General features: G+C 70.8%; 12 protein-coding genes. 4 read left to right on the top strand and 8 right to left on the bottom strand.

The window, feature by feature from the left end; translation table 11 throughout:
- From ACFSCV_RS18665 to ACFSCV_RS18655, 3 genes are all read right to left on the bottom strand, one after another.
- On the bottom strand, positions 1-984 hold a 984-nt coding region (locus tag ACFSCV_RS18665; protein WP_378801084.1), incomplete at its 3' end, for an SPOR domain-containing protein.
- 68 nt (positions 985-1,052) lie between these two features.
- Positions 1,053-2,789, bottom strand: a complete 1,737-nt coding sequence (argS, locus tag ACFSCV_RS18660) for an arginine--tRNA ligase (protein WP_378801082.1) — start codon at positions 2,787-2,789, stop codon at positions 1,053-1,055.
- Positions 2,790-2,818: 29 nt separating this feature from the next.
- Entirely contained in the window at positions 2,819-4,033 is a 1,215-nt protein-coding gene (locus ACFSCV_RS18655) for a deoxyguanosinetriphosphate triphosphohydrolase (protein WP_378801081.1), read from the bottom strand.
- Between the two features lie 126 nt (positions 4,034-4,159).
- On the opposite strand from ACFSCV_RS18655, the gene erpA reads away from it, so the two are divergent.
- Both erpA and xth read left to right on the top strand, forming a co-directional pair.
- Positions 4,160-4,510, top strand: a complete 351-nt coding sequence (gene erpA, locus ACFSCV_RS18650) for an iron-sulfur cluster insertion protein ErpA (protein WP_378801080.1) — start codon at positions 4,160-4,162, stop codon at positions 4,508-4,510.
- A gap of 342 nt (positions 4,511-4,852) precedes the next feature.
- Positions 4,853-5,638 (top strand): exodeoxyribonuclease III, encoded by a 786-nt coding sequence (gene xth, locus ACFSCV_RS18645; RefSeq protein ID WP_378801086.1) that lies wholly within the window; start codon positions 4,853-4,855, stop codon positions 5,636-5,638.
- A gap of 48 nt (positions 5,639-5,686) precedes the next feature.
- Here xth and ACFSCV_RS18640 read toward each other — a convergent pair whose 3' ends face one another.
- The 5 genes from ACFSCV_RS18640 to ACFSCV_RS18620 form a co-directional block, all read right to left on the bottom strand.
- Positions 5,687-6,487 carry a tetratricopeptide repeat protein gene (locus ACFSCV_RS18640; protein ID WP_378801079.1) on the bottom strand — a complete coding sequence of 267 codons (801 nt, stop codon included), beginning with the start codon at positions 6,485-6,487 and terminating at the stop codon, positions 5,687-5,689.
- The gene (gene ilvD / locus ACFSCV_RS18635) at positions 6,474-8,198 is read right to left on the bottom strand and encodes a dihydroxy-acid dehydratase (RefSeq protein WP_378801078.1); all 1,725 of its coding nucleotides are present in this window, start codon (positions 8,196-8,198) and stop codon (positions 6,474-6,476) included. The genes ACFSCV_RS18640 and ilvD overlap by 14 nt, the downstream gene beginning before the upstream one ends.
- Before the next feature lie 307 nt (positions 8,199-8,505).
- Positions 8,506-10,047: an OpgD/OpgG family glucan biosynthesis protein gene (locus tag ACFSCV_RS18630; protein WP_378801077.1), complete on the bottom strand. Its 1,542-nt coding sequence runs from the start codon at positions 10,045-10,047 to the stop codon at positions 8,506-8,508.
- 166 nt (positions 10,048-10,213) lie between these two features.
- Positions 10,214-12,910: a valine--tRNA ligase gene (locus ACFSCV_RS18625; protein ID WP_378801076.1), complete on the bottom strand. Its 2,697-nt coding sequence runs from the start codon at positions 12,908-12,910 to the stop codon at positions 10,214-10,216.
- 110 nt (positions 12,911-13,020) lie between these two features.
- Positions 13,021-14,226, bottom strand: coding sequence for a pyridoxal phosphate-dependent aminotransferase (locus tag ACFSCV_RS18620; protein ID WP_378801075.1), 1,206 nt, complete (start codon positions 14,224-14,226; stop codon positions 13,021-13,023).
- A 152-nt stretch (positions 14,227-14,378) separates the two neighbouring features.
- On the opposite strand from ACFSCV_RS18620, the gene ACFSCV_RS18615 reads away from it, so the two are divergent.
- Positions 14,379-15,782, top strand: coding sequence for a M48 family metalloprotease (locus ACFSCV_RS18615; RefSeq protein WP_378801074.1), 1,404 nt, complete (start codon positions 14,379-14,381; stop codon positions 15,780-15,782).
- 232 nt (positions 15,783-16,014) lie between these two features.
- Positions 16,015-16,785: a DsbA family protein gene (locus ACFSCV_RS18610; protein WP_378801073.1), complete on the top strand. Its 771-nt coding sequence runs from the start codon at positions 16,015-16,017 to the stop codon at positions 16,783-16,785.
- Positions 16,786-16,820: the final 35 nt, after the last annotated feature.

The raw sequence follows: 16,820 nt of genomic DNA, 5'->3' as shown, positions 1-16,820 counted from the left end.
CGGCGCGGGGGCCGGCAGGGCGGCGCGCTGCTGCGCGGCGGGAGCCGGAGCCGGCGTCGCCGGGCGGGCGGCGGGAGCGGGCGCCGGACGCGGGGTCGGGGTGGGAGCCGTCGCCTGCGGACGCGGCGCGGGCGTCTCGGCGCGGGCCGGGGCGTCGCCGCTCATGATTCCGTTGTCGAACTCGCTCGCGGGCGGCTCGCCCGACCGCGCCATCTCGGCGATCGGATCGCGGGCCGGCGCGGTCGCGGTCGGCGTGTCGTAGCTCGTGTCCGGCGTGATCTCGACGGTCTTCACCCGGCGCGGCTCGCTGCCCATGGTCGAGGGGGGCGTCGGCTCGACCGAGGCCGGCCCTCCCGGCAGGATCACACGCGCGACGTCGGAGTTGCGCGCCGGCGCGCTCGACGCCGGCAGGTCGACCGGCTCTTCCTCGCGCGAGACCACCTTGGACTTCTGCGGCTCCTGGCCGCCGACGCGGTCGTAGATCTGCTTGTTCTGGTGCGGAACCTCGGCCCCGCCCGGATTCTCCGGCACGGTCTTGACCGGTTCGGTCTCGGCCTTGATCAGCGGCGGCTCGCCGCTGAAGGCGCCGCCCGCTCCCATCGACCGATAGGCCAGCACGCCGCCGGCGCCGAGCACCGCGACGCCGACCACGGCCGCCACCAGCATCAGCCCGCTGCGACCGCCGCGGGAGCGCTCCGGCTCGTAGAAGACCGGGTTGCCGTCGGCGTCGTAGTCGTAGGGCTCGTCCGGATTGGGCGCGTAGGCGCGCGGGTCGTAGACCGGCTCCTGGCCCTCGCCCATGTCCACATAGCGCTGATCGGCGCGGCCATAGGCGTCGTAGTGATGCCCGCCCCTCAGGCCGAGATCCTGCCGTCCGGCGCCCTCGAACAGGTCCGGATCGTTGGCGTAGCGCTCGTAATCGTCCGAACCGGCGTTATCGCGGCCGTCATGCGCAACGCCGCGCCGCATTGCCTGGTTTTGCATCTTACCGGCCTCCGAGAGCCAAGCGTGCGGCCCGGCGAGGCCTAGCCGCACGCCGTCGCGTGACGGGTTCAGCGCATCTCGTCAGGAGCCGCCACGCCCAAAATACCAAGGCCGGACGCCAGCACCAAGGCCAGCCCCCGGACCAACGCCAAACGGGCATGTGACAACAATGGATTGTTTTCCATAATGAAGCGTAAATCAGGCGCCGAGCCGCGGTTCCAGTGCGCGTGGAAGTCGCTCGCGAGATCGTGCAGGTAGAACGCGATGCGGTGCGGCTGGCGCGCCTGCGCCGCCTGCGCCACCACCCGCGGCCACTGCGCGATGCGCTTCACCAGCCCGAGCTCGCCCTCGTCGACGAGCAGCGACAGGTCCGGCTCGGCCGCGAGATCCGGAAACGCCTCGGCCCCCTTGCGCAGGATCGACTGCGCGCGGGCGTGGGCGTACTGGACGTAGAACACCGGATTGTCGCGCGACTGCTCCGTCACCTTGGCGAAGTCGAAGTCGAGCACCGCGTCGTTCGACCGGAACAGCATCATGAAGCGCACCGCGTCGCGGCCGACCTCGTCGACCACGTCGCGCAGCGTGACGAAGTCGCCCGCCCGCTTCGACATCCGCACCGGCTCGCCCGCCCGGAACAGGCGCACGAGCTGGCAGAGCTCCACGGTCACCCGCGCCGTACCGCCCGAGAGCGCGTCGCCGACCGCCTGCAGGCGCTTGACGTAGCCGCCATGGTCCGCGCCGAGCACGAACACCATCTCGCGGAAGCCGCGCTCGAACTTGGAGCGGAAATACGCCACGTCGGCCGCGAAGTAGGTGTATGAGCCGTCGGACTTCTTCAGCGGCCGGTCGACGTCGTCGCCGAAATCGGTGGCGCGGAACAGGGTCTGCTCGCGCTCCTCCCAGTCGTCCGGCAGTTCGCCCTTGGGCGGCGGCAGGCGGCCCTCATAGACCAGCCCCTTCGCCTCGAGCGTCGCGACGGTCGCGTCGATCGCGCCGCCCTCGCCGTGCAGGGCGCGCTCGGAGAAGAACACGTCGTGGCGGATGTTCAGGGCCGCGAGGTCGTCGCGGATCATGTCCATCATGGCGGCGATGGCGGCGTCCTTGACCAGAGGCAGCCAGTCCGCCTCCGGCCGGTCCCGCAGCGCTGGGCCGAAGCGCGCGGCGAGCTCGGCCCCGACCGGCTTGAGATAGTCGCCGGGGTAGAGCCCCTCGGGGATCGCGCCGATGTCCTCGCCGAGCGCCTCGCGGTAGCGCAGGAAGGCGGAGCGCGCGAGCACGTCCACCTGCGCGCCGGCGTCGTTGATGTAGTACTCGCGGGTCACGTCCTCGCCGGCGTAGGCGAGCAGGTTCGCGAGCGAATCCCCAAACACCGCGCCGCGGCAGTGGCCCACATGCATGGGCCCGGTGGGGTTGGCCGAGACATATTCGACATTGACCTTGGCGCCCGCCGCCACGTCGGGCCGCCCGAACGACGCCCCGCCCGCGAGCGCCGCCGCGAGGACCTGGCGCAGATAGCCGTCCGCGAGCGAGATGTTGACAAAGCCAGGACCGGCGACGCTGGCCGAGGCCACGTCGGCGTCGCCCCCGAGCTTCGCGACGATCCGCTCGGCGAGGTCGCGCGGCTTCAGCCCGAGTTCCTTCGACAGCACCAGCGCGGCGTTGGTCGCGAGGTCGCCGTGGCTCGGATCGCGCGGCGGCTCCACGACGACGCGCGTCAGGTCGGGGACGCGGTCGATCGCGCCTTCGGCGGCGAGCGCTTCGAGGATCGCGCTGAGCCGCGCGGCGAAATCGGCGAAAATGTTCATGGGCGTGGCCTTCGAGGAGCCCCGGGCCGCTAACGCAAATCGGGGGTGGCGTCAAACAGGCGCCGATGCTCGATCAGGGCGTAGCGGTCGGTCATGCCCGCGATGAAGTCGGCGACGGCGCGGGCGCGGCGGGCGTCGTCGAGCCCGGAGGCGTCCCGCGCCCACTCCGCCGGCAGGGCGCCATTGTCGGCGAAATAGCGGGCGAACAGGTCCGTCACGACGCCCCGCGCGTCGTTCATGACGCGCATGACGTAAGGGTGCCGGTACATGCGGGCGAACAGCAGCCGCTTCACCGCCCGCTCCTCCGCCTCCATGGCGGGAGAGAACCCCACGACGACGCCGGCGGCGGAACGGACGGCGTCGACGTCGCGGGGCGAAAGCCGCTCGATCCGGCGCGCGCTTTCGGCGATCGCGTCCTCGACGAGGCGCGTGATGACCCGCCGCACCACCTCATGGGTCGCGCGGTCGTCGTCGAGCCCCGGATGACGGTCGCGCACCTCGTCGAGGATCGAAGCCAGCAGCGGCGCCTCCGCGAGATCGTCGAGCGCGAACAGGCCGGCGCGCAGGCCGTCGTCGATGTCGTGGGCGTCGTAGGCGATGTCGTCGGCGATCGCCGCCGCCTGCGCCTCGGCGCTGGCGTAGGTGTCGAGGCCGAGATCGTGGCGCGCGGCGTATTCGCGGATCGCGGCTGGCAGGTCGCGGCCGGCGTAGGAGCCGGTCGGGGCGTCGTCGGGCCCGAGCAGCGGACCGTTGTGCTTCACCACGCCCTCGAGCGACTCGAAGGTGAGGTTCAGCCCGTCGAAATCCGCATAGCGGCGTTCGAGCTTGGTCAGGACACGCAGCGACTGCGCGTTGTGGTCGAAACCGCCGAAGCCGGCCATGGCGGCGTCGAGCGCGCGCTCGCCGGCATGGCCGAAGGGCGGGTGCCCGAGATCATGGGACAGCGCGACGGTCTCCGCGAGGTCCTCGTCGAGGCCGAGCGCGCGAGCGATCGAGCGCGCGATCTGCGCCACCTCCAGCGTGTGCGTCAGCCGCGTCCGGTAGTGGTCGCCCTCGTGATAGACGAACACCTGCGTCTTGTGCTTGAGGCGCCGGAACGCGGTCGAGTGCAGCACCCGGTCTCGGTCGCGCTGGAACTCGGTGCGGGTCGGGCTCGCCGGCTGCGGGATCAGGCGTCCGCGCGAGGCGCCCGGATCCGCGGCGTAGTCCGCCCGCGGTCGGAAGATCCAGCTCGCGACCTGCATGGGAAATGGCTCCGTCGCGCAAGCGTTGACCCTCGGGCGAGGCGTCCTTACCTCTTGAGGCGAAGACGACGCAACAGGCAGGCGAACAACCGCCGGCCCCCGCGCACTGACCCAGGCGCCCTGCCCATGACCACCGACGTTCTCGAAGCCCCCTCGCCCGTCACCCTCACGCCGAAGGCCGCGGCGCGCATCCTCGAAATCGTCGCCGGCGAACCGGCGGGGACGATGCTGCGCGTCAGCGTGCTCGGCGGCGGCTGCTCCGGCTTCTCCTACGACTACGGCTTCGACACCCGCGCGGCCGACGACGACCTCGTGATCTCCCGCGACGGCGCGACCGTGCTGGTGGACCCGGTGTCCCTGCCCTACCTCGCCGGCTCCGAGATCGACTTCGTCGACGATCTGATCGGCGCCTCGTTCCAGATCCGGAACCCGAACGCCACCGCCTCCTGCGGGTGCGGCACAAGCTTCGCGATCTGATCGCGGCGCGTCCGCGCCCCGCTCAAATGAAAATGGCGATCCTTCGGCGCAGTCCGCGGGAACCGCGAGTTTTGCGGGCGGGCGCGATCACGGTCGCGTGGATCGCGTTTTCGCTGCGAAACAATAGCGCACCCCCCGCGTTCGTTTCGCCCTTGGCAAACGCCGCTGGAACCTTCATTTGAAAGCCACCGGCGCTGGGCTCCTCCGCCCGCGCCGTCGCCCTCCTTGGGCGTTTCCTCCCTAGACTTGGGCCGCTTGCTTCGCAGGCGGCCCTTTTTTCATGGCGCGCCGCCGTCCATGATGGCGCGGACGAACACCCGCGCGCCGGAGGACCCCGCGACCGTGCAGATCGCCACCTGGAACGTGAACTCGATCAAGTCGCGGCTCGATCTCGTGCTGCGCTGGCTCGCCGAGGCGAAGCCCGACGTCGTCTGCCTGCAGGAGATCAAGTGCGTCGACGAGGCGTTTCCGCGCGCCGCGATCGAGGACGCCGGCTACCACGTCGCCGTGCATGGCCAGAAGACCTACAACGGCGTCGCGATCCTCTCCCGTTCGCCGATCGAGGACGCCACGCCGCGCCTTCCGGGCGACGACGGCGACGACCACGCCCGCTTCATCGAGGCGGTGGTCTCGACGCCCACGGGCTCGGTGCGCGTCGCCGGCATCTATCTGCCGAACGGCAACCCGGCGCCCGGACCGAAATACGACTACAAGCTCGCCTGGATGAAGCGCCTGCAGGCCTACGCCGCCGACCGGCTGGCGCTGGAGGAGCCGCTCGTCATCGCCGGCGACTACAACGTCATTCCCGCCGCGCAGGACGCCAAGCGCCCCGAGGCCTGGGTTGAGGACGCGCTGTTCCGGCCCGACACCCGCGCCGCATGGCGCCGCCTGCTCGCGCTCGGCCTGACGGAGGCCGTGCGCGCCTGCGACGATTCAAGCGGGCTCTACAGCTTCTGGGACTATCAGGCCGGCGCCTGGCAGAAGAACGACGGCATCCGGATCGACCACCTGCTGCTGTCGCCGCAGGCCGCCGACAGGCTCGTCTCCACCCGCATCGACAAGCATGTGCGGGCGTGGGAGCGGCCCTCGGACCATGTGCCGGTGATCGCCGAGTTCGCGTTCGGCTGACCGCAGGGCGCGACCGCCGCGCCGGCGGGCTCGCGAGCCCGCGCGGGCTCAGCCGCGGTCGCTGCTCCAGGCCGCGACGAAATTCGCGGCCGAGGCGCGCTCTTCCGGCGTCGCCGTCGCGATCGCGCGGTCGTAGAGATCGACGATCCACTGGTCGGCCGCGCTCGACGCCTCCTTGGCGAGCGTCAGCCACATCAGGCCGCGCGCGGCCTGGCGCGGCACCTCGACGCCGTTGAACAGGAGGTGGCCGAGCACGGCCTGCGCCTCGCGCTGGCCCTTGTTGGCGGCGAGGCCGAGCCAGCGCGCCGCCTGCCGCACGTCCTTCTTGACGCTCTGCCCGTCGAGATACATCCGCGCCAGATTGTACTGGGCGTCCGGGTCGCCGAAGTAGGAGGCGGCGTAGGAGAACATCTCGCGCGCGCGGTTGGCGTCGGCGTCGATCGAGCTGTCGGGGATGCCGTCGAGATAGTAGTTGCCGAGCGCGACGAAGGCGTTCGCCACGAAGCGGGACTGCACCGTGTCCGGCGCGTCGTCGGCGTGGGCGTTGGCGATCTGGCTGAAGTAGTCGAAGGCCTTGAGGTCGTTGCGCTCGACGCCGTCGCCTTCGGCGTACATGCGCCCGAGCTTCCACTGCGCCATGGCGTGGCCGCGCTTGGCGGCGTCGATCAGCGAGGTCAGCGCGCTCGCCTTGTCGCCGGCGATGTAGGCGCGCGCGCCGGTCTGGAACTGCTCGAACGGCGACGGCTCCTTCTTCGAGCCGGCGCCTTCGAACGCCCGCGCGGCGGACGTGGCGCAGATCAGCGCCAGCGCCGCGAGCGTCACGCCTACGAAATGCTCACACGTCCGCATAGGCGCGCCGCTCGAACTTAGCCCCGGGATGGGTGACGGCGCCGCCCCGCGCGGGGCCGACGCCCTGCGCGTATTTCCAGAGCGCGCCGGAGCCGAAGCCGTGCTCGCGCGGCCTCCAGGCCTGCCGCCGCGCGTCGAGCTCCTCGTCGCTCAGCGCGACGTCGAGCGCGCCGGAGACGGCGTCGATGGTGATGACGTCGCCGTCCCGCAGCAGGCCGATCGGGCCGCCGACCGCGGCCTCAGGCCCGACATGGCCGATGCAGAAGCCGCGGGTGGCGCCGGAGAAGCGGCCGTCGGTGATGAGCGCGACCTTGTCGCCCATGCCCTGGCCGTAGAGCGCGGCGGTGGTCGACAGCATCTCGCGCATGCCGGGACCGCCGCGCGGACCCTCGTAGCGGATGACGAGGACATCGCCTTCCTTGAAATTCTTGGAGGAGACGGCGGCGAAGCACTCCTCCTCGCTGTCGAAACAGCGCGCGGGGCCCGAGAAGCGCTGGTTGACCATGCCCGCGACCTTCACGATCGCGCCTTCGGGGGCGAGGTTGCCCCTGAGGCCCACCACGCCGCCGGTCTTCGTGAGCGGTTTGTCCGCCGGTAGCACCACGTCCTGATCCGGGTTCCAGCGCACGGACGCCATGTTCTCGGCGATGGTGCGGCCGGTGACGGTGAGGCAGTCGCCGTGCAGGAAGCCGTGGTCGAGCAGCGTCTTCATCAGCAGCGGCACGCCGCCGACCTCGAACAGGTCCTTGGCGACGTAGCGGCCGCCGGGCTTGAGGTCCGCGACGTAAGGCGTGCGCTTGAAGATCTCGGCGACGTCGAACAGATCGAACTCGATGCCCGCCTCATGAGCGATGGCGGGCAGATGCAGCGCCGCGTTGGTGGAGCCGCCGGAGGCCGCGACGACCGTCGCGGCGTTCTCGAGCGCCTTGCGGGTGACGATGTCGCGCGGGCGGATGTTGCGGGCGACGAGCTCCATGACCATCTCGCCGGCCGTCATGCAGAACCGGTCGCGGATCTCGTAAGGAGCCGGCGCGCCGGCCGAATAGGGCAGCGCGAGGCCGATGGCCTCGGAGACGGTCGCCATGGTGTTGGCGGTGAACTGGGCGCCGCAGGCGCCGGCCGAGGGACAGGCGGCCTGCTCGATTTCGTCGAGGTCCTCGTCGGACATCGCGTTGACCGAGTGCTTCCCGACCGCCTCGAACACGTCCTGGATGGTGATCGGCTGGCCGCGGAACGAGCCCGGCAGGATCGAGCCGCCGTAGATGAAGATGGACGGCACGTTGAGGCGGACCATCGCCATCATCATGCCCGGAAGCGACTTGTCGCAGCCCGCGAGCCCGACGAGGGCGTCGTAGCAATGGCCGCGCATGGTGAGTTCGACAGAATCCGCGATCACCTCGCGGGACGCGAGCGAGGACTTCATGCCCTCGTGGCCCATGGCGATGCCGTCGGTGACGGTGATGGTGCAGAACTCGCGGGGCGTCCCGTTGGCGGCCGCGACGCCCTTCTTCACCGCCTGCGCCTGGCGCATCAGCGAGATGTTGCAGGGGGCGGCCTCGTTCCAGCACGACGCCACGCCGACCAGCGGCTGGTGGATCTGCGCCTTGGTGAGCCCCATCGCGTACAGATACGAGCGATGGGGCGCACGCGCCGGGCCTTCCGTGACGTGCCGGCTTGGAAGCTTCGTCTTGTCGAAAACCTTGGCGTCCATAGTCCCGCTTATGCCTTGGCGACGCGGCCTCATTGAGGCGTGACGCCGGCGTTCCTGAGCGGATTCGGCGCCGGCCCACGTCGACGAGAGCGACGCCTGCGAAACGCGGAACATGCTCGCCTGCTGCGGAACGCCCCGGCCCCCCGACCGGCATTAACCAATATTCGCAGTCTAATCAGCAGGTTAGTTGCTGTCGTGACGGCGCTTTGTGGCTGAATGGCGGCGAAAACGACGCGAGCCGGCCCCGCCATGGCTGCGGAACCGGCTCTGTGCTTTTCGGGTTACATGAACGGCGGATGAACGGCGTTCAGCCGGGGCCGGCGGGACGCTCCCATGGGAACACCCAGGTCTCGGTCAGCACCTTCTGCCCGGCCCTCAGCACGGCGCGCAGCTCGGCGCGGCCGCCGGGCTGTTCGATCTCGTGGTCGAGGAACAGCCGGAAGCCCGAAATCTCGGGATTCGGCACCACGAAGGCGGCGTTGATCTTGCCAGAGCTCGCGCTGGTCTCGGTCACCACCTTCTTCGGATCGTCGAGCCAGTAGGCGAGGTCGCCGCCGGCGAAGTCGACGATGAAGCGGCGGGTGTGGTCCGGGCCGGCCTGCGGGTCGCCCGACGCCCGCGCCTCGGTGACGAAGGTGTGGAGCGCCCTCGCCTTCGGCGTGACGTTCTCGGCGAGCTTGCGCGAGCTCAGGCGGTAGCTGTGACGCAGCGGCTCGCCGCCGGGCTGCACCGGCGCGTCCGGCGTCCAGAACGCGACGATGTTGTCGTGGGTCTCGTTGTCGGTCGGGATCTCGACCAGCTCCACGCGGCCCGGCCCCCAGTCGCCGGCGGGCTCGACCCAGTAGCTCGGCCTGAGATCGTAGCGGACCTCGAGGTCCTGATAGTGCTCGAACAGCCGGTCGCGCTGCAGCAGGCCGAAGCCTTTGACCGCAGGCGCCGGGAAGCGCGAGGTTTCGAGCTGGGTGGGATTGCGCAGCGCGCGCCAGGTCCAGGCGTCGTCCGGCGCCTCGATCAGCAGCCCGTCCGAATCGTGCACCTCCGGCCGGAAGCCGCGATAGCTGCGGCGATCGTTCTCGCCGTAGTAGAACATCGACGTCAGCGGCGCGACGCCGAGCTTCTTGATGGCCTGGCGCGGGAACAGCGTCGAGCCCACGTCGACGGTGGTCTCCTCGCCGGGCGTGATCACCATGCGGAAGGCTCCGGCGACCGACGGCCCGTCGAGCAGCGCGTGCACGACGATCTGGACGGCGTCGCCGGCCGGCTCCTCGACCCAGAACTCGCGGAAGGTCGGGAACTCCTCCGGTTCGGGCTCGCCGGAGTTGACCGCAAGCCCGCGGGCCGAGATGCCGTAATGCTGCCCTGCGCCGAGGAAGCGGAAATAGCTCGCGCCGAGGAACACGGCGAGCTCGTCCTGCACGGTCGGCTTGTTCAGGGGGTAGAGCAGCCGGATGCCGGCGAAGCCGAAGTCGATCGGCAGGCGCCCCGGCGGCTTGGTCTGGCCGAAGTCGAACAGCCCGGCGTCATAGGGGATCGGCGCCGGCACGCCCTCGCGCACGAGGTTGATCACCACCGGGTCCTTGTAGAGGAAGCCGAGGTGGAACAGCTCCATGCTGAACCCGCTCGGGCTCTTCGCGAAGAACGCGCGGTCGCGCTTGAAGCGCACGTCGCGGAACGCGTCGAAGCTCATGTCGGCCAGGGCCTTGGGCAGCTCCGCCCGCGGCGGCGCGAACGGCGAGCCGGCGAGCTGCCGCGCCCGCTCGATGACGCGGCCATGGTCGAAGCTCGGCACGGTCTTCGCCGGTCCGTCGGAAGGCGGCGGCGCGCCTTGCGCCTGAGCCGCTGTCGTCACGAGGGCGCTTCCCGCGCCGGCGCCAAGCAGCGCGACCGCGTCGCGTCGGGTCAACATCGATCGATCTGGCCTTTTCAAAACCTGCCCCGGCGACAAATAGGGCGGGCCGGGAATGGCGAAAGGACGGCCGGACGTTCCTGCGATCACGTAAACGTCCGGCCGTCCGTCAGCCGCCGAGCTGGCGGAGCGCCGCCTCGATCTTGGCGAGCCGGGCGACGTAGTCGGCGCGCTTCTCGCGCTCGGCCTCGACCACCTCTTCGGGCGCGCGGGCGACGAAGCTCTCGTTGCCGAGCTTGCCGTCGATGCGCTTGATCTCCCCTTGCGTCTTGCCCCGCTCCTTGGCGAGCCGGTCCTTCTCGGCGGCGATGTCCACGACGCCTTCCAGCGGCACGGCGACCACGCAGCCACGGACGATGAGCTGGATCGCCGCCTTAGGGGCCTCGTCGGCGAACGAGACGCTGGAGACGCGGGCGATGCGGGCGAGCGTCGGCGCCGCCCGCTCGGCGCGGGCGCGGGTCTCGGCGTCGCCGCCGACCACCACCAGCGGCAGCGTGGCGGAGGCCGGAACGCCCATCTCGGCGCGCGCCGAGCGCAGCTCCGTCACCACCTCGACCAGCCAGCCGATCTCCGACTCGGAGGCCGCGTCGCCGAGGCCTTCGAGCGCCGGCCAGCGGGTGAGCGCCAGCATGCCGGGACGCGGTTCGTCGCCGGCGCGGGCGTCCCACAGCTCCTCCGTGACGAAGGGCATGAACGGGTGCAGCAGCTTCACCACCTCGTCGAGCACGAAGGCGACGGTGGCGCGGGTCTCCTCCGCCTCCGCGCCTTGGCCCTCGCCCTGCAGCACCGGCTTGACCAGTTCGAGATACCAGTCGCAGACGACGTTCCAGGTGAAGCGGTAGGCCGCGCCCGCCGCCTCGTTGAAGCGGTAGGCCTCCAGCGCCGCGGTGGTCTCGGCGACCGCCTTGGCGGCCTCGCCGAGGATCCAGCGGTTGACGGTCTCCTTCACCGCCGACGGGTCGAAGCCCGCGACCGGACGGCAGCCGTTCATCTCGGCGAAGCGCGAGGCGTTCCAGAGCTTGGTCGCGAAGTTGCGGTAGCCCTCGACGCGAGCGCGGGCGAGCTTGATGTCGCGGCCCTGCGCGGCCATCGCCGCCAGCGTGAAGCGCAGCGCGTCCGCGCCATAGGCGTCGACCAGCTCGATTGGGTCGATGACGTTGCCCTTCGACTTCGACATCTTGGCCCCATTCTCGTCGCGGACGAGGGCGTGGATGTAGACGTCTCGGAACGGGACCTCCTTCATGACGTAGAGGCCCATCATCATCATCCGGGCGACCCAGAAGAAGATGATGTCGAAGCCCGTCACCAGCACGGCGTTGGGGTAGTACTTGTCGAGCTCCGGCGTCTGGTCCGGCCAGCCCATGGTCGAGAACGGCCACAGCGCGGAAGAGAACCAGGTGTCGAGCACGTCCTCGTCGCGGGTGAGCTCCGTCGGCGCGCCGTAGTGCGTCTCCGCGGCCGCGAGCGCCTCGGCCTCGGTCTCCTCGACGAAGATCGCCCCGTCCGGCCCGAACCACGCCGGGATCTGGTGGCCCCACCAGAGCTGGCGCGAGACGCACCAGGGCTGGATGTTCTCCATCCAGTCGAAATAGGTCTTAGACCAGTTCTCGGGGATGAAGCGGGTGCGGCCGTCGCGGACCGCGGCCATGGCCTCCACCGCGAGCTTCGCGGCGTCCACGTACCACTGGTCGGTCAGATAGGGCTCGATCACGACGCCCGAGCGGTCGCCATGCGGCACCTGATGGACGTTGGGCTCAACCGCGACCAGCAGCTCGCGCGCCTCCATCAGCGCGACGACCTGTTTCCGCGCCTCGGCGCGGTCCAGCCCGTCAAGCGCGAGCGCGTCCGCCTCCGGCTGGCTGCCTGCGAGGAACGCCTCGTTGCCGGCGAGCAGCATCCGGCCTTCCGGCGTCAGCACGTTGATCAGCGGCAGGTCGTGGCGCTTGCCGACCTCGAAGTCGTTGAAGTCGTGCGCCGGGGTGATCTTGACCGCGCCGGTGCCCTTCTCGGGATCGGAATAGCTGTCGGCGACGATCGGAATGCGCCGGCCGACCAGCGGCAGGATCACGTGCTTACCGACGAGATGCCTGTAGCGCTCGTCGTCGGGGTGCACCGCGACCGCGCTGTCGCCCAGCATGGTCTCAGGCCGCGTGGTCGCGACGACGATCGACTCGTCCGAGCCCTCGACGGGATAGCGCAGGTGCCAGAGATGGCCCTTCACCTCGACCGACTGCACCTCGATGTCCGAGATCGCGGTCAGCAGCTTCGGGTCCCAGTTGACGAGCCGCTTGTCGCGGTAGATCAGCCCGTCCTTGTGCAGGCGGACGAACAGCTTCACGACCGCGCGCGACAGGCCCTCGTCCATGGTGAAGCGCTCGCGCGACCAGTCGGCGGAGGCGCCGAGCCGCTGCAGCTGCTTCAGGATCATGCCGCCGCTCTCGGCCTTCCACTCCCACACGCGCTCGACGAACTTCTCGCGCCCCATGTCGCGGCGGCCGGGCTGCTGGCGCTCGGCGAGCTGGCGCTCGACGACCATCTGCGTGGCGATGCCGGCGTGGTCCATGCCCGGCTGCCACAGCACGTCCTTGCCGCGCATGCGCTCGAAGCGGGCGAGGATGTCCTGCAGCGTGTCGTTCAGCGCGTGCCCCATGTGGAGCGAGCCGGTGACGTTCGGCGGCGGGATGACGATGCAATAAGGCTCGGCGCCCGGCTCCGCGCCCGCGCCCGCCTTGAACGCCCCGACCTCGTCCCAGCGGGCCGCGATCCGCGGTTCGATGTCGGCCGGCGAATAGGTCTTGTCGAGCATGAACGGCCTCGGACGCGCTTATAAGAGGACTGCGGGCCACCGGCCCGCGCGCGTTGAAGCGCAAGGCCGGCTCGGGTGTCAATCGCGCGGGGCTGGTCGCCGCGCGCCGGTCACCGCTTCGGAAGCCAGCGCGCCATGCGGTCGAGCGCTTCGGCGACCTCGGCCTCGCTTCCCGCGAAGGACAGCCGGACATAGGCGCGGCCGCGCGCCTGGTCGAAATCGATTCCCGGCGTGATCGCGACGCCCGCCTCCGCCAGCAGCGCCTTCGCGAAGGTCGAGCTGTCGTTGGTGAAGCGCGCCACGTTGGCGTACGCGTAGAACGCGCCGTCGACCGGGAGGATCTCGTCGAAGCCGAGACGCGGCAGCCCCTCCAGCAGCAGCGCGCGGTTGGCGGCGTAGGCCACGCGGTAGGCCTCCGGCGTCTCCAGATCGTCGAGCGCCGCTTCGGCGCCCGCCTGCGACAGCGTCGGGGACGAGATGACGAGGTTCTGCGCCAGCCGCTCGATCGGCCGGACCAGCCGCTCCGGCGCCACCAGCCAGCCGATGCGCCAGCCGGTCATGGCGAAGTACTTCGAGAAGCTGTTGACGATGATGGCGTCGTCGTCGAAGGCGAGCGCGGTCGCCGCCGGCGCCTCGTAGGTCAGCCCGTGATAGATTTCGTCGGAGACGAGCCAGATCCCGAGCCGGCGGCAGGTCGCGGCGAGGTCGGCGAGATCGCCGGGCGCCGTCACCACGCCGGTCGGATTGGCGGGGCTCATGGCGAGCGCGCCGGCGAGCGGCGTCTCGGCGTGGGCCGCCGCCACCATCTCCGCCGTCATGGTCCAGCGCGAGGCCGGCCCGGTCGCCAGCTCGACCGGCTCCAGCCCGAGCGCGAGCAGGATGGCGCGGTAGGCCGGATAGCCCGGCGAAGGGATCGCCACCCGCGCGCCGGGGGCGAAGGCCGCGAGGAAGGCGAGCGTGAAGCCGCCGGACGATCCGGTGGTCACGACGATCCGCTCGGGCGGGACCGCGACGCCGTAGACCTCGGCGTAGCGGCGCGCGATGCGGGCGCGCAGCGACGGGCGGCCGAGCGCCTCGGTGTAGCCGACGTCGCCCGTCGCCAGCAGCCGAGCCGCCGCCTCGCAGGCCGCGCGCGGCGCCGGCCCGCTCGGCTGCCCGACCTCGAGATGGCAGACCTGCTCGCCGGCGGCGCGGCGCGCCTTCGCTTCCGCCATCACGTCGAGCGCGAGGAAGGGCGGCACGCCGAGCGCGCGCGCCGAGGCGGAACGGTCGGGAGCGATGAGGGCTTCGGCGGAACGCCGGCTTGGCTGCGTCATATCGAGGTCGTGTTTCCAAGTGCGAATGGGCGGCGTCGCGGAACGGTGACGGCCGGCGCGTTGACCGGCCGCCGGCCCCGCCCGTAGTCTCCGGCCGGACGACCGCCCGACGGTCACGTGCTACCAACGCCCGGCGCGCCATGGAACCCCGCATGTCACTGACCGGCCGTATCCGCCGCTTCGCCCGAAACGCCGCGGCCTTGGTCTGCGCCGCTTCGGTCGCGATCGCAGGCATGCCGGCGCCCGCCGCCGCGCAGGCCGGCGGGCCGCCCGTCATCCGCGACGCGGAGATCGAGGGCCTGCTGCGCGACTACATGCTGCCGATCTACCGCGCGGCCGGCGTCGACGCGGGCGCGGTCGAGATCGTGCTGGTCAACTCGAAGGCCTTCAACGCCTTCGTCGCCGATGGCCGGCGCATCTTCGTCAATGTGGGCACCCTGCTCGACTCCAAGACGCCGAACGAGGTGATCGGCGTCCTGGCGCACGAGACCGGCCACATCGCCGGCGGCCATCTGGCGCGTCTGCGCCAGCGGCTCGACAGCGCGCAGACCATGGCGATCGTCGCCATGCTGCTCGGCGCGGCCGGCGTCGCGGGGGCCGCGGCCGGCGGCGGGCTCGGCGGCGGCAGTTCGGGCGGCGCGATCATGGGCGCGGCGATGGCGCCGCAGGACATGATCATGCGGTCGCTGCTGTCCTATCAGCGCGCCGAGGAGCAGGCCGCCGACCGCATGGCGATCAGCTACCTCAACAAGACCGGCCAGTCCGCCAAGGGCATGCTGACCACCTTCCAACGCTTCGCGGACCAGATCGCCTTCTCGCAGCGCTTCATCGACCCTTACGTCCAGAGCCACCCGATGCCGAAGGAGCGCATCGCGAACCTCGAGGACCTCGCGAAGAAGAGCCCCTATTTCGACAAGCCCGACAGCCCGGCGCTGCAGGCTCGCCACGACCTGATGCGGGCGAAGCTCGTCGGCTTCCTCGAAGGTCCGCAGGGCGTCGGCCGGCGCTACCCGATGAGCGACACCAGCCTGCCGGCGCGCTACGCCCGCGCCATCTCGGCCTATCGCTCGTCGTCGCTCGACGGCGCGATCGCCCAGATCGACGGGCTGATCGCCTCCCAGCCCCAGAACCCGTGGTTCCAGGAGCTGAAGGGGCAGGCCTATCTGGAGAACGGCCGCGCCGCCCAGGCGGTCCCGCCGCTGCGCCGGGCGCTCGCGCTCGCGCCCAACGCCACGCTGATCCGCACCATGCTCGGCCAGGCGCTGGTCGCCAGCGGATCGCCGCGGGACACCGACGCCGCGATCGCCGAGCTCGTGCGCGCCACCGCGCGCGATTCGAAGAACGCCGACGGCTTCCGCCAGCTCGCCCTCGCCTACGCCCGCAAGAACAAGATTCCCGAGGCGGACCTCGCCTCCGCGCAGGCCGCCTTCGCCGCCGGCGACTACGGCACCGCGCGCCAGATCGCCGAGCGCGCCAAGAACGGCTTCAAGATGGGCACGCCCGGCTGGCTGAAGGCCGACGACATCGCGAGCTACAAGCCGGTGAAGCTGCGTTGATCCAGGTCGTCCAATGGAGACGACCTTCTCCGATTTTGTGCACGCGGTGGCCCGCCTGATTTACTGGTTTCCAATGTTTGTGGCTGTCGCCGTCGGTCTCGCGACGGGCTCACTCAGCCTTCGGGCAATTCGGCGGCGCCACCGCCTTCGTCACGACATGGATCCGCCCGACAAGGGTCCGGACGCGCGCTAAAGACGTATACGCGCATGATACGACCGTAAGGAACGCCGCATGTCCCGCCTGCCTGTTCTCGCCGTAGCCGGCGCCCTGGTCGCAGCCGTCGCCGGCTACGCCGTCTACGCGCAGAACGCCGACGGCCCGGTCGGGACCGACCGCGAGTCGCTCGGCCGGTTCGTGCGCGAGTACATCGTCAACAACCCGGAGATCCTGGTCGAGGCGCAGAAGGAGCTGCAGCGCCGTCAGACCGAGAAGGACGCCGCGGCCGCCCGCGAGAAGCTCGCCAGCAAGCCGGACACGCTCGAGAACTCGCAGCACCAGGCCGTGCTCGGCAATCCGAAGGGCGACGTCACGCTGGTCGAGTTCTTCGACTACAACTGCGGCTACTGCCGCCGGGCGCTCGGCGACGTCAACGCGCTGATCGAGAAGGACCCGAACCTGCGCGTGGTGCTGAAGGAGTTTCCGATCCTCAGCCGCGGCTCGGCCGAGGCGGCGCAGGTGTCGGCCGCCGTCAACCTGATCGCGCCAGACAAGTACAAGGACTTCCACGACAAGCTGCTGTCGTCCAGCGGGCAGGTCGACGGGGCCGCGGCCCTGCGCGCCGCGGGCGAGGTCGGGATCGATTCCGCCGCCCTGCAGGAGGCGGTGAAGCGGCCGGAGGCCAAGGCCGCGATCGAGGAGGTCTACGAGCTCGCGAGCCAGTTCGGCGTCGAGTCGACGCCGGTGTTCATCGTCGGCGACGCGATCGTTCCGGGCGCCGTCGGCGAGGCGGCGCTGAAGGCGAAGATCGACGCCGTCCGCAAGTGCGGCAAGGCGAGCTGCTGAACCGACCCGAGCGCGCGGGGAGTCCCCGCGCGATC

Origin of the sequence: Methylopila henanensis (genome assembly GCF_042681025.1) — a bacterium.
Classification (GTDB): Bacteria; Pseudomonadota; Alphaproteobacteria; order Rhizobiales; family Methylopilaceae; genus Methylopila; species Methylopila henanensis.
The sequence above is the reverse complement of the archived record's forward strand: the minus strand, read 5'-3'. Positions and strand labels throughout refer to the sequence as shown.

Coding starts and splice junctions, on each gene's coding strand:
- argS (WP_378801082.1), bottom strand. CDS start 2,789: ATGAACATTTTCGCCGATTTCGCCGCGCGGCTCAGCGCGATCCTCGAA.
- ACFSCV_RS18655 (WP_378801081.1), bottom strand. CDS start 4,033: ATGCAGGTCGCGAGCTGGATCTTCCGACCGCGGGCGGACTACGCCGCG.
- erpA (WP_378801080.1), top strand. CDS start 4,160: ATGACCACCGACGTTCTCGAAGCCCCCTCGCCCGTCACCCTCACGCCG.
- ACFSCV_RS18640 (WP_378801079.1), bottom strand. CDS start 6,487: ATGCGGACGTGTGAGCATTTCGTAGGCGTGACGCTCGCGGCGCTGGCG.
- ilvD (WP_378801078.1), bottom strand. CDS start 8,198: ATGGACGCCAAGGTTTTCGACAAGACGAAGCTTCCAAGCCGGCACGTC.
- ACFSCV_RS18625 (WP_378801076.1), bottom strand. CDS start 12,910: ATGCTCGACAAGACCTATTCGCCGGCCGACATCGAACCGCGGATCGCG.
- ACFSCV_RS18620 (WP_378801075.1), bottom strand. CDS start 14,226: ATGACGCAGCCAAGCCGGCGTTCCGCCGAAGCCCTCATCGCTCCCGAC.
- ACFSCV_RS18615 (WP_378801074.1), top strand. CDS start 14,379: ATGTCACTGACCGGCCGTATCCGCCGCTTCGCCCGAAACGCCGCGGCC.
- ACFSCV_RS18610 (WP_378801073.1), top strand. CDS start 16,015: ATGTCCCGCCTGCCTGTTCTCGCCGTAGCCGGCGCCCTGGTCGCAGCC.